Genomic DNA, 14,053 nt, shown 5'->3' with positions numbered 1-14,053 from the left:
TCGTCTTATGGGTTAATAGTAGGGATAGCAATAGCACAGACATATCCCAATAGGATTAACAATGACTTGGGTAATGACCAGCAAAAAGCAGTTCTATCTACATGATGACGAGAGTCTGCTAGATGGACTGCTACGCACCGGACACGATGTAAACTATCAATGCCGCGAAGGCTACTGTGGTAGTTGCCGAGTCAAGCGTATTGCTAGCTCGCATACGGTCGATTATCCATTTGATCCACTGGCGATGATTGAAGAAGATGAAATCCTGCCCTGCTGTTGCCGTGTGCAAGGTGTCATCTATATCAATCATGACCCGATTGAGAAGTTATAGCAGGGTTATGTATAAATGAACCTAGCCTTCTAGTTTCAGAAAAACTAGCTGCAACAAAAAGCGCGCTCCTTATCTAAAGGAGCGCGCTTTTTGTTGCAGCTAAATAAAAGTGCTGAATCATATATACATTATGAGTCAGCACATAGTGGTAAGAATAACTACGACTTACTGCGACGCGGCATCTTGTTCAAACAGTTTCATCAGCTCCTCACGCATACGATCACGCTCTGCCTTTGACATCATCGGCGTTTCTTCATCGCCTTGGATGTTTGGCTGCTCCATTCCGCCCATACTCTCATTTTGTAGTACGACAGGACGCTCAAGTGGCTCTTGCGCTGGACGCTCTTCTAACGTGATTTTTACTTGGGCGTTTTTACCTTGACGCAATATTTGCGCATCCAGTTCAGTATTTGGTGGCTTACGGGCAACATACTGAATCAAGGTATTGGCATCTGTCATCTCCACATCATCGATGGTTAGGACGATATCACCGACGCGTAGACCGCTTTTTGCCGCTGGACTGTTATCAATGACGTTTAGTACTTCTACGCCTGTTGATGTCTCTAGCTGCGTTGGGTCACGTAGCTGTGACTGAATCTCGATACCCAACCAGCCACGACTGACACGACCATCTTTGATCAAGGCATTCATCACTTGCTCAACCAATGCCGTCGGAATCGCAAAGCCAATACCCATTGAGCCACCAGAGCGCGAGAATATGACAGTATTGATACCGACTAGCTCGCCATGAGCATCGACCAGCGCGCCGCCTGAGTTACCCGGATTGATCGCCGCATCGGTCTGGATAAAGTCTTCAAACTTATTGACGCCCAGTCCAGTACGTCCAGTCGCTGAGATAATTCCCTGCGTCACTGTCTGACCCACACCGAATGGATTACCAATCGCTAGTGCCAAATCCCCTACACGAATCGGATCTTCGCGGAAGCCAAGTGGTGTCAGCCCTGTCATATCGACCTTGATCACAGCTAGGTCACTATCAGGATCTGTACCGATAATTCTGGCACGGCTCTTACGACCATCATTAAACGCGACTGTGATTTCATCTGCTTTTTCGATCACATGGGCATTGGTCACGATATAGCCGTCTTCTGATACGATCACACCAGAACCTAAGTTGGTATTGCCCTGCTCTTGTGATGGGCCACCATGATATTCAAAAAATCGGCGCAGTACGGGATCATCCATATAAGGATGTTCGGTCATCGTTTGCGTCGTATAGATATTGACCACAGACTGCGATGCACGCGCCACCGCATTATGATAAGAAGAGATAGGCGCTGGCGTGTCCGACACTGGCTCTGCTGCTTGCTGCTCCGCAGGCGGGGTTCTCGGCGGCTCCCATGTGGCCTCCGATGTCGATTTCATACTCGTGAACAACCAGATAAACGCTGCCAACACTAGCAGCAATAAGACCCAAGGTAACCATTTTAATAAAGACGCCTTGTTATTGGTGTTCCGGGATGACGACATATAAAACCTCTATAAATTTATTGCAAACAGACAATGAAAAACGATGTGAGATAATGGCGACCGCTTAGCTAATCTTGACCCATTCATAGGATGATCAAATGCTATACAGCTAGGCAGACTCACGTGTATAAATTATAACCGCAATACCAGTAAATAGTAACGTATCGTGTACCATTTCAGTTATCCAGCTTGTCTGCTTGCTTACAACGGCATGTTAAAATAGCTTTTACGATACTCGACACTTAAGAATGTCGAGAGTTGAGCATAAAGTCAAAAGAGCAAAACCAAACATTCTCAAATATGATAGATAATACATAATTTTTGCTTAGTGAATCCATAGCACCTTATGACATACACTTTATTGATGACAGGAAAGCATAATGACTGCAAATCATACGATAGCTGAATCCAATACTCAAAGCATCAGCGTTCAGGAATTGACACAGTTCTGTGACGACTACTTATCTGCCAGCGCGTTTAAAGACTATGCGCCAAATGGTCTACAAATCGATGGTGGACGCCCGATTCAACGTATCGTCACTGGTGTCACGGCTTGTGAAGCCCTAATTGATGCTGCGATCGCTGACAATGCCGATGTGATTATGGTGCATCATGGATACTTCTGGAAAGGCGAACCTGCACCGCTTACTGGCATGAAAGGTCGACGCGTGCGCAAATTGATGCAACATGGTATTTCTATGATTGGCTATCATCTACCGCTTGACGCACACCCAATCTCTGGCAATAACGCAAAACTTGCTGACATGCTCGGCCTGACGATTACTGGTGCGCTCTATCCTACCGAGTCACATCCTGTAGGCAATATCGCTACTTGCACACCGCAAACTGCTGACGATCTCATTGCCACCATTACTCAAACTTTAGGTCGCGCGCCATTACATATCTCAGCTGAGTATCATGCAGACTCATCTGCTCAGACAAATGGTAGACTGATCGAACGTGTGGGTATATGTACGGGCGGGGCGCAGGATATGATTGAGCAGGCGGCTAGCATGGGCTGTGATGCGTTTATCTCTGGTGAGATATCTGAGCGTACCACGCATAGCGCGCGTGAGCTTGGGATTGATTATTTTGCTTGTGGTCATCATGCGACGGAACGTGGCGGTATTCAAGCATTAGGAGAGATAGTCGCTCAAAAATTTGGTCTGCCAGTTACTTTTATTGATATCGAAAATCCAGCATAAAGTAGCCACTTAAATTGTCAGTTTAAACGGTTGTCATTTATAGAGAAAAATTTGCAGAGAAAAGCTTATAAAGGAAATGATAGTTCAAAAGCCAAACTAGACTTGCTAACAGCTTCAGTCAAACCATAATCACAAAGTCTAGTTTGACTACTATTTAAACTTTGTTATTCTATTTTTGATTATTATGTACCAAATATCTAGAAAATTAACCGTTTATATCTCAATTGTTAAGTTTTATCGCTTTTTTCTTAACTCCACTTGAATAATGCAATTAGTAACCGCATATTACTACCCGTAAGAAAGAACGTTTTGTCATGAAACTTCCCATTATTACAGCTTCCGGTTATGGCACCAAAATAATGCTGGTCGTTATTTAAGACTTTATCATGCTATATCAGCGATAAGATTTTAAACCGCTACCCATTGAAATACTATGTTTGCACTATATATGTTAGCAGCATGGTATTTTTTATTTTTGGTGTCGCGATGACGGTATGACATAGTCAGTTTGATAGACAGCTATAAACTATCCATTCTGGTTATTTTGCTTACCCTCATTGCTGGACAAACAACTTTAGTAGCCAGCTATCCTATTACTAGTAACTTAATATTAGTGATTTAAAGTATAGCCAGCCATCAAAGTTAGCATAGTTAAAACAGATGAATGTATTTGCCTCATTGGCAAAACCTTACATCAATGTTTCAAGCTATGCCTTTGTCTCAATAACTTAATCATGACCTTACCTATGTTTGATATATAGTTGTTTGGCCACTAGCCATATTTAGTTATCGATGAAGGAATCATCTGATTTATATCCTTCGCGTCGTTGTGCGTTCAGTATTTTAAACCAATACTTATAAACACTGTTTTAGAACGCTCTTATGACATATCGATAGCTGGCTGACAACAAACTATCCCACTAACTCTTAGAGAGAGTACGCTAGTGGCGCTATAGTCAAACAAGATAGAGCGGCATTTATCCTATTAAAAATGCCACTCTATTTAAGATACGATATCGATATATGTCAATATTATGCACATATATTTATACGTGTTTTTGCGGTAAGAAGGATGGCTAAAATCAGGAGACATCCATGCAGCGTATTACTTATCGTGTAAAAGTATCTGCGCAAGGGGCCAAACGCCGTATTTCATATTTACTGCGTCCATCTAAACGCCTACTGAACACCAAAAGTAACATCGTTTCATCCGTTACCCCTATTGCGTCTAATCGTTTTGCCAGAACCAAGAAGCTGGCACAAATCTCTAGCATCGCTCTACTCTCGTTGCCCGCTGAGAGTTTGACGACCATGAACACATCGGTACCAGCCTATGACAATGTCATGCTGGAAAATACCTTGACCATTGCTGCGGTACCTGGCGATAGCACTTACTTTGCTACCGATGGTTTCCAACATGGTTTTGGGTTTGATCTGGTGCGCACTTATGCCGACGAGCTCGGTGTCGATATCAATCTAAAAGCCTATGCCAGTGAAGAAGCGGCACTAAAAGCACTAAGAACCGGCAACGCTGACATGGCGTTGACTACGGCTAGCACTAAGCTAAAAAGTCAGCTAAATCTATCGTCTATCAATGTCAGCTGTGGTTATGATTCTAGTCTGACTAAGAACGGTCTACATCCTAAGGTAAGTTGGACGTTTAGCTCATCCAATGATCCACTATCAAGAAAGGCCAGTTACTTTTTGTGCGATAGCATCAAGCTACAAAACACACAAAAACTTGCCGCGTTCTACAATCAAAACTTGCTTAAAGATGCCTATAGTCAGGATCATTTCCAGAGAACGTTGACGGAAAAGTTACCGGACTATCAATCTTCGTTTGAAGAGCAAGCACGCAATTATAATCATGATTGGGAACTATTGGTCGCGATGGGTTATCAAGAGTCACATCTTGATGCCAACGCTGTCTCGCCGACTGGCGTACGCGGGTTGATGATGCTGACCAATAACACTGCGAAAGCGATGGGTGTCTCAGACCGTGTTGATCCTTACCAAAGTATTGGTGGCGGTGCACGCTATCTAGAGCAAGTGAAAGCAGACTTCTCTGATGTGCCAAAAACTGACCGTATCTGGTTTGCCCTTGCAGGTTATAACATGGGTCCCAATGCGGTAAAAAGAATCCAGCGCGAACTACGAGCTCAAGGTATCGATGATAAAAGTTGGGCGAACGTCTATGCTTATTTAGCAGATAATAGAGCCTCGAATAGCCGTTATGGTCAAGCCATGCATTATGTCAGTAATATCAGAAGCTATCTTGAGACTATTAAAACTCAGACGGTCTAGTTTGTAACTATTACTAGACGGTTCGCAAGCTAACTTTTCACAGTAATTTATTCTTATTAAATAAAAAAGCTGCTCTTATAAAGAGCAGCTTTTTTTGTGCGATACGATTCATAATTAATATTAATGACGCCTTATGTAAAAGGCATTCATTAATATCTTATTCATTAGCGATTAGGTACAGTCAGACGCTGACCACGTTGCAACATCGTATCAGCGGCAATATTATTCATATCGGCCAGCTCTTGTGTTGAGACACCATATTTACGTGCTAGACCAATCAAGCTATCACCCGAGCCAACCGTATAGCTTACTGTCGCTTTTGGTACTTTAAGCGTTTGGCCGCGCTGTAGCTGAGCATTGGTCGCTAGATCATTGGTCGCTGCCAAGTCCTCTACCGATATGCCAAACTGACGTGCCAAAGCAATCAGACCATCGCCAGATTTAACTTTGTAGCTTTCAGTGTTGCTCAGTTTTGTTCCACTGCTTGCTGAGCTACTACTGTTACTACTAGCAGAGCTGCTGCTTTGGCTACTACTAGATGCACTTGCCACACTGCCGCCAGCAGGGATAGTGATAGTACGACCCAGTATCAGATTCGAGTTGGTATTCAAGTTATTCGCTGATGCCAAATCACTTAAGCCAATATTGTAACGTTTGGCGACACCCGTTAAGGTATCACCTGATTTTACTTTGTAGCTGACCGCTTTGTCATTCAACTGACGATCGACCAACTCTTTAGTAGCAGGAACTTTAATCGTTTGACCACGTTGCAAGCGAGCCTTTGCATCAAAGTTGCTGTTTACCGCAGCCAGTTCCGTTGCACTCACTCCGATGCTGTTCGCAATGCCAATCAGCGTATCACCTGATTTTACTTTGTAATTGGTGGTCGCGACCGAGCTTGAGCTGTTACTACTGCTAGCACTTGTCGTGCTTGCAGCATCGAAATCAACACTGGCTGGCACTTTAAGTGTCTGACCAACATATAGCGAGCTTGTGCTGTTGATGCCGTTGAGGCTGGCTAAAGTATCTGTCGACACGTTGAATTGACGTGCCAATGCAATTAAGCCGTCCCCTGCTTTTACTTTATAATTCTTGGTCGCAGTACTTGATTTACTCGGCTTAGTAGAAGGCGCTGCAGGCGTCGTTGCAGGGGCAGTCACTTTACCCGGTATGAGCCATAGTTTTTGACCTCTGAGCAGATCAGCACGGCTGCTCAGATTATTGTAGCTAGCTAGCTGGGTAACCGATAATCCAAAACGATTGGCCGTACCGATAAGCGTATCACCACCTTGTACAACATAACTGTCAGGCTGACTAGCGGCGGCGTTATTAGCAGTACCCAATGGCTCGATAGTCTTGGCGTCATATAGATACAACGTGCTGCCAGAGAGCAAATTAGCACTGGCATCTATCTGGTTCCATTCTGCAATATCACGCCAGCTAACCCCTGCTCGACTCGCAATGTTCGATAGCGTATCGCCACGTTTTACCGTATAAGTGGTACGTGCGCCTTGTGGTTTTGGCTTACTTACCGAGGTTTTGGCAAAGCTAAGTTTCTTCTCTGCACCACTCGCTTCTAAGATAGACTGCTGCGTCTGTACGGCTGATAGATTGATGTTGCCGTCAGCATTGATAACATTGGTTTCAGAAGTGTTTCTACGGATTTGATTGGCGATGAAATCACGCTCTTCTTTGCTAAGCGGTGGTTCTTGGACAATCGTATTGTTCTGAGTAATCTGTGCTGAGGTAGTCGGTAGACTGTTACTGCTCTTAAGCTCAGCATTGATTTTGTTAGTCTCTGCTGTGGTCAGTGGTGGCTCAGTACGAGCTGAGGAATTACCGCTGTATACCGAGCTGCTAGTTGGTGTCGCAGATGGTGAGATATAGCTGGTAGTCTGCTGAGGTACACTTGCGCTAGCTGCATAATCAGCCAATGCGCTACCAGTAGATGGCAGTGATGAGGCAGTATATGGTTTGTTATTATAGCTTGGCGTAGTCGCTGTCGTGCTCGAGCTACCTGCGTTGTTTGAGGCAAGCACATTGCCTGTACCGTTACCTCTAAGCCCACTTAGTTTGGCATCGGCATTAAGGCTAACATCGTTAGGAATGATGACACGCTGTGGACCTGAAGAATCAACACGGCCTGATGTCAGTGCAGTATTTAGACGCTCTAGCTCATCGTAGCTAACGCCAGTCAACTGCGATACTTCTGCCAAGCTCACACCATAGTTAACAGGTACACTGCGGAAATGCTGACGGTTAGCGATAGCGGGTAGATACACACCATACTGCTCAGGTTTAGCGACGATTTCGGCTACAGCTAAGAAACGTGGCACATAGTTCATCGTTTCAGTCGGCAGTTGAAGTGACCAATAATCTGTTGGCAGTCCGCGCGCTGCGTTGGCATCGATTGCTTTTTGTACACGGCCAGGCCCAGCGTTATAAGCAGCCAATGCTAGCTCCCAACTACCGAACTGGTTGTGCAATGCTGTCAAGAAGTCATAGGCAGCACGTGTCGACTCGATAACATCGCGACGACCATCATAAGTACTGCTCTGGTTCAAGCCATAAATACGGCCTGTACTTGGGATAAACTGCCATAAACCCGCAGCTGCTGCACTACTCGTACCACTTGGATCGTAAGAGCTCTCGATAACTGGTAACAAGGCAAGCTCTGTTGGGATATTGCGACGCTCTGCCTCTCGTACCGTATGATAGATATAACGGCTGGCACGTGCAGTTAGGCGATTTAGATAATCCTGTCTACTGGTAAACCAGCTTTTTTGACCTTCAATACGCTGATTGTAGATTGGCTTACCACCATTCATGCGGTAGCCTGCGCGTAGACGATTCCACAAATCACCATATTGCTGAATAGCAAGTTGGTTACCTTCTACCATGGTCATGTCAGTGGCTTCTAACAAGTCAGCCAACTCATCCAAGCTCTCTGCATCCAAAAACGCAGTCGAGTAGTCTGCACTACCTGTATTAGCCCCTTGATTGGTAGGACTTTTGGTGATGACAGATGAGCTATTGGTCGCACCTTTGTTTTTTACCGCTGATGTATTGCTACACGCACTAATCAGTAAAGTGGATACCGCAAGCGTCAATGGCAACGCAATAAATGAGCGAGAGTGTGATAGCACAGTAGACATGATATTGGAGGTTTCCTAACGACAGAAATTAATAAGATAAAGTTGATGGATAGTATAGTATGCAATGTAAAGCAAAGACTAGCCTAATATAAAAGATAATCATAGACGCTCAAGTAGCCTATAAAACTAAGTAATAACTGTTTAACCAACTAAAACCCTTTATAAGTTAGAATTTCAGCCAGTTAGATTAGCTATTGCTTATATGGCCTATTGTATTTCGAGTCTTGCTTGGTCAATGGCGACTTAATTAATAGCTACCTGTGATACTGCGCGCAAGAGCACTGCATTACCAGTAGACAAGGTTAAGGTCACACGAGATGTGGTGACAAATGATACTTGCTGACCATTTTTTACCCAGCTCTCATTGGTCGTCACATTGGCTTTGGCTTGTGAACCAGTAATTACCACATTGTCTACCGAAATATCATAGCGATAATTAGACGTATCATTCCAACTGTTTTGAAGCAGCTTTAAGTACGCGTCTTTGTCTAGACTGGTAGATTTGCCTTTTCTAGATAAAGAAATAAGCGCGTCATCTGACACAAGGCGCGATACCTGATTGATACTTTGGCTATTCGCTGATGCTTTCATTGCGGCGGCATAGTTCTGTACCAAATCTTCGGTCATAGTTGCCGCTTGTGCATTGATACTGATGGTGCTGGCTACTGCTACGATTGCAGTGATGCTGGCGCTTTTCACCAATAGAGCTAATAGCCTATTTCCCAATAATTTTTTCATGATAATCCTTAGCGATATTTTTTTCGTTAGTGTCATATAGTGACGATTAACGCTCTTTTATCATTTATTTCGGCAGTGTATCTGTATAGATATATCTATATAAGTATACTCATATCATATGCCGAGCCTATCATCGAATTCTCACAGCCATGTGACACCCTGTGTAATTATTGCGAATAGAAACACAAGCTATCAAATCAAATGTTCTTAACATTTTATGCTGTAAATCCTAGCTCAAACGGTTAGATGCTTTGTAGCTCTAGCTTGATAGTCAGCCCATAATGAGCTGACCATTTTTAAACCATCAATCTTTAGAACCATCAATACTTATAGTTAAGCTATTAACGTTAGAGTTTGGCTTCGTTAAGGCATAGTTAGGACTTAGGTTCGCTGTTACTATCTTCATACTGCTCATCATCGCTGAGCTTCATGCCCAAACGCTCTACTCGTCTATCCATCATCTGACGAGCCAAGGCTTGCATGTCTTCGACGCGGTCTATTTCATCAACAATTTCAAGACCTAACAATGTCTCAAATACATCTTCTAACGTGACCAAGCCTTTAACTTCACCATATTCACCGACTGTAATCGCAATATGAATACGGTTTTTTAGCATCAACTCTAACAAATCAAACAGCTTCATCTTAGAGAAGACAAAAGTGATGTCTCGTTGAAATTGCGTCAACGGCTTATGCATAGCATGATTAACTTTAGCCAGTAGCATGTCCGTTTTTAGGACAAAGCCTGTAATGTTGTCCAAGTCACCATCGTAGATTGGCAAGCGAGAAAACGTCAGCTTTGGACGATCAACCAATAGTTCAGCGACGGTCTTATTCTCTTCAAATGCAAGCATCACCGAGCGTGGTGTCATGATATCTTCGACTTTAATCGCGCCAAACGCGAGCAAGTTACGAATGATACGCGACTCTAGTGGGTCGATTTGACCTGACTCTTCACCGATACTAGCAAGAGCAGCAAACTCACGGCGACTAAATGTTTGCGGCTCTTTACCGCGTACCAATAGTTTCGTCAGACGCTCTGAGAACCAGATTAACGGGTATAGCAGCATGATGATGCCACGAACGAAATAAGCAACCAAACCACTTAGTTGACGCCAGTAAACTGTACCCAGTGTTTTTGGAATAATCTCAGATAAGAATAAGATAGCAAGCGTCATGAGGGCCGAAAACAGACCAAACCACGCACTACCAAATACGATCGTAGCCTGTGCACCCGCACCGATAGAGCCAAGTGTATGAGCAACCGTATTTAACGTCAAAATAGCGGCTAGCGACTGATCAATATTGTCCACTTTAAGGCTTTTAAGCATTTCTGCTTTTTTAGGACTGGTCTCTTGTACATCCGCAATAAACGATGGCGTCATGCTCAGCAAAACAGACTCTGCTAATGAACAGACGAAAGAGACACCAATGGCGAGTAAGACAAAAAATATCAATAAAGAAACGCTAAGCGCAGTTGGTGCTGCCGCCTCGCTGGATGTTGATACAGCACCAGCTGCCCACACTGCCTGCGGTAGCATAAGAATTGCTAATGCAGATAGCGCCGAAAAAGAAGTATAACCAAATCGAGAACTAGTAGTCATTCTCGGGGGAGGTTCTGCAGATGCGTCTTTACGATGAGCGCGCGGACGACATAAACGAGGTACAAACATAAAAGTGGTGAACAAGTTAGGTAACCTAAAAAGAGTAAAAGGAAGATAATGTCATGAGTAATTTATATTGATTTTTAGATTATCTTTAACAAAGTAATAAAAGACATCTGTCTATCGTATAAATAGTTACTCAAAGCTGATTTAATAACTATTTCAAAGCCATACTATGCTTTAAAAAGCCGTAATATGGTTCAATATGTAGCATACTAAATACAGGCAATCATTGCCATTTGATAGTAGCATTGATGATACCATTTCACAATAAGTCACCATTTTTAAGTTTTTGTTTTTTGATGACTTTTATTACCCTACTATTAACGGTTGTATGACGAAATCTTTACTAGCCAATTCATGACAGTTATTTAGCCTGAGGCTTTATATGGATTATCTGAATATAGTAAAAACATTGTTGTCCTATCCGTTGGCTGATAGTATGCCTTACGCTAAGAAAAACACGCTCAGCCTATGATTAACAGTTACCAAGTCTGGGATTTTTTGTTACTATGCGTCTAATTTTATTATTGTCTATGACTTACTGAGAGATATTATGAGCTTATTTATTCAAGCTGCCCATGCTGCACCAGAGACTGCAGGTGCTGCAGGTCTATTTGGTCAGATTTTACTGCCTGTTGCGTTTTTTGCGATTTTTTACTTCTTGGTCATTCGCCCGCAGTCTAAGCGTACCAAAGAACACCGTGCCATGGTTAACGCATTAACCGTTGGTAGTGAAATCATTTTTGCTGGTGGTTTAATGGGTCGTATCAAAGCAATCGAAGGCGACTATGCCGTTGTGAGCCTAAACAACAATACTGACGTAAAAGTACAACGTGCTTCTGTTATTTCAGTATTGCCTGCTGGCACGATCGAAAGCGTCTAATTAGAATGTTCACTGGTTTTTATTAGTGAACATTTATTATTGAACATTCGATAGTCGTCACATTAATGAATGTAATGACTAAAAAATGACCGTATATGATTTACGGTCATTTTTCGCTATTAACACAGTAAGGTAAAATTGCTATATAAATTAGGCTTACTGTTTAGATGTCCTATCTTTATCCAAGTCAGACATATGATTTTTGGTGACCAGATAAACAGACATCTGTATTATTTGCTTTACTGTTTTATGCGTTACTATCATCGCGGATGATCGCAATGGTGCATGATGACGGCTGCTGAACATAGCACTCGACCGTTGCTATCGCTAACTTCCCATCTGCTAACTTGTGGCCTACGTCGCCAGTCGTTTATCAACTTAAAGAAGTGATTATGCAATATCCCGCTTGGAAATACTTACTAATTGCCGTCGTGCTACTCGTTGCCGGTCTATATGCTGCCCCCAACCTTTATCCTGACGAACCTGCTGTGCAGATTACGAGCGCAGCCGCAGGAACTCAGCTATCTGAAGGCATCTTGACTGAGTCTCAAAGCTTACTCGAAGAGGCAGGTCTAGATAACCACGATGGTACGTTTGAGGGCAACAGCGCGCTGGTACGCCTCAACAACCCAGTCGATCAGCTAAAAGCGCAAGAAGTGCTACGTCAAAACTTGGGCGAAGACTATGTCGTTGCCCTTAACCTAGCACAAACTACCCCGCATTGGCTACGCGATATTGGCGCAAGACCGATGAAGCTTGGTCTCGATTTACGTGGTGGTGTACGCTTTGTACTCGAAGTCGATATGGACAAAGCGCTTGAACAGCGTTTGACCAGCGCTAGTCGTGATATGCGACGTGAGCTACGTGCTGAGCGAGTAGCAATCAAAGGTATCAAAACCGAAGATCGCGGCGTGGTATTGCATTTTGCTGATACCGATACTCGTAACCGTGCCCAGAATGTATTGCAAGGCTCGATGAGCAATACCTTTAACTTGCAGTCTTCTATTGATGATCAAGGTCCTGCATTGGTTTTATCGTATAACGATGCGACACTTGACGAAATCAATAGCTACGCGGTCAATCAGAACTTAACAACCTTACGTAACCGTATTGCTGAGCTGGGTGTGACCGAAGCTTTGGTACAGTCGCAAGGCGCTAGCCGTATCGTCGTTGAGCTACCTGGTGTACAAGATACTGCAGAAGCGAAACGTGTACTTGGTCGTACTGCAAACCTTGAGTTCCGTATGGTGGCAGAAGATGCCGATACCTATACTGGCGGCATACCTCCAGCAGGTACAGAGGCATTCCCATTTGAGACACTCGATGGCCCGCCTGTATTGTTAGATCGTCAAGCGATCGTCACCGGGGACAAAGTAACCAACGCACAAACTGGCTTGGATGAAAGTGGTCTACCTGAAGTAAGTATTACCTTGGACAGTGCTGGCGGCAAGCTCATGCAGAACGCCACTCGTACAGCGGTTGGTCAACAGATGGCTGTATTGTTCATTGAAAACAAACAAAGAATTACTTACGAAGAAGATCCAGCGTCTGGTGAGACGACTGAAGTACGCACACCTTACGCTGAAACCAAAGTCATCAACCGTGCCAACATTCAAGCGGTATTGGGTTCATCATTCCGTATTACTGGTCTAGATAGTAGTGCTGAAGCAGCTGAGCTTGCCCTATTGCTACGTTCAGGCGCACTTGCTGCACCGATGTACTTCGTAGAAGAGCGCACTATTGGTCCATCACTCGGACAAGAAAACATTGATAAAGGGTTGTTCTCTACGCAGGTCGGCTATCTACTAGTCTTCGCGTTTATGATTATCTTCTATCGTCTGTTTGGTGTGATTGCCAACGTTGCGCTAGCCGTTAACGTTATTATTATCATTGCGATTATGTCAATTTTGGGTTCATCACTTACCCTACCGGGTATCGCAGGTATCGTTTTGACCATCGGTATGGCGGTTGATGCTAACGTACTGATTTTTGAGCGAATACGAGAAGAGATTGCCAATGGTGTACGGCCAAAATCAGCCATTGTGGCAGGTTTCGATCGCGCATTTAGCAGTATTTTCGATGCCAACATTACAACCTTATTGGTCGCGTTTATCCTGTTTGCGATTGGTACTGGTCCGATTAAAGGCTTTGCGATTACGCTAGCTATTGGTATTGTCAGCTCGCTATTCACCGCAATTTTGGTGACACGTGCACTGGTACAAATTGCTTATGGTAAGCGTAAATCCATCAAAAGTCTGAGCATCGGTTAGGAGAATATT

The 14,053-nt window shown here is 43.7% G+C and carries 9 protein-coding genes; 5 read left to right on the top strand and 4 right to left on the bottom strand.

Annotated features, from left to right (window positions below):
- Positions 1-61: 61 nt before the first annotated feature.
- Entirely contained in the window at positions 62-331 is a 270-nt protein-coding gene (yfaE, locus tag ACIGBM_RS05475; protein ID WP_057759542.1) for a class I ribonucleotide reductase maintenance protein YfaE, read from the top strand.
- Positions 332-496: 165 nt separating this feature from the next.
- Here the strand turns inward: yfaE and ACIGBM_RS05470 are convergent, their stop codons facing one another.
- Entirely contained in the window at positions 497-1,822 is a 1,326-nt protein-coding gene (locus ACIGBM_RS05470; protein ID WP_201566687.1) for a S1C family serine protease, read from the bottom strand.
- A 380-nt stretch (positions 1,823-2,202) separates the two neighbouring features.
- Here ACIGBM_RS05470 and ACIGBM_RS05465 point away from each other — a divergent pair, with 380 nt between their 5' ends.
- Positions 2,203-3,027: a Nif3-like dinuclear metal center hexameric protein gene (locus ACIGBM_RS05465; RefSeq protein WP_397477021.1), complete on the top strand. Its 825-nt coding sequence runs from the start codon at positions 2,203-2,205 to the stop codon at positions 3,025-3,027.
- A gap of 1,095 nt (positions 3,028-4,122) precedes the next feature.
- Positions 4,123-5,331, top strand: a complete 1,209-nt coding sequence (locus ACIGBM_RS05460; protein WP_102077942.1) for a transglycosylase SLT domain-containing protein — start codon at positions 4,123-4,125, stop codon at positions 5,329-5,331.
- 164 nt (positions 5,332-5,495) lie between these two features.
- On the opposite strand, the gene ACIGBM_RS05455 is transcribed toward ACIGBM_RS05460, so the two are convergent.
- The 3 genes from ACIGBM_RS05455 to ACIGBM_RS05445 form a co-directional block, all read right to left on the bottom strand.
- Positions 5,496-8,486 carry a LysM peptidoglycan-binding domain-containing protein gene (locus ACIGBM_RS05455; RefSeq protein WP_397477020.1) on the bottom strand — a complete coding sequence of 997 codons (2,991 nt, stop codon included), beginning with the start codon at positions 8,484-8,486 and terminating at the stop codon, positions 5,496-5,498.
- 243 nt (positions 8,487-8,729) lie between these two features.
- Positions 8,730-9,224: a hypothetical protein gene (locus ACIGBM_RS05450; protein ID WP_101205368.1), complete on the bottom strand. Its 495-nt coding sequence runs from the start codon at positions 9,222-9,224 to the stop codon at positions 8,730-8,732.
- Between the two features lie 374 nt (positions 9,225-9,598).
- Positions 9,599-10,897: a CNNM domain-containing protein gene (locus ACIGBM_RS05445; protein ID WP_165597340.1), complete on the bottom strand. Its 1,299-nt coding sequence runs from the start codon at positions 10,895-10,897 to the stop codon at positions 9,599-9,601.
- 547 nt (positions 10,898-11,444) lie between these two features.
- Here ACIGBM_RS05445 and yajC point away from each other — a divergent pair.
- The gene (yajC, locus tag ACIGBM_RS05440; RefSeq protein WP_057759529.1) at positions 11,445-11,774 is read left to right on the top strand and encodes a preprotein translocase subunit YajC; all 330 of its coding nucleotides are present in this window, start codon (positions 11,445-11,447) and stop codon (positions 11,772-11,774) included.
- A 392-nt stretch (positions 11,775-12,166) separates the two neighbouring features.
- Complete coding sequence (secD, locus tag ACIGBM_RS05435; protein ID WP_397477019.1) at positions 12,167-14,044, top strand: protein translocase subunit SecD; 1,878 nt, start codon at positions 12,167-12,169, stop codon at positions 14,042-14,044.
- The last annotated feature ends 9 nt before the right edge of the window (positions 14,045-14,053 follow it).

This window comes from Psychrobacter sp. NPDC077938, from assembly GCF_044542635.1.
Lineage (GTDB): Bacteria > Pseudomonadota > Gammaproteobacteria > Pseudomonadales > Moraxellaceae > Psychrobacter.
The sequence above is the reverse complement of the archived record's forward strand: the minus strand, read 5'-3'. Positions and strand labels throughout refer to the sequence as shown.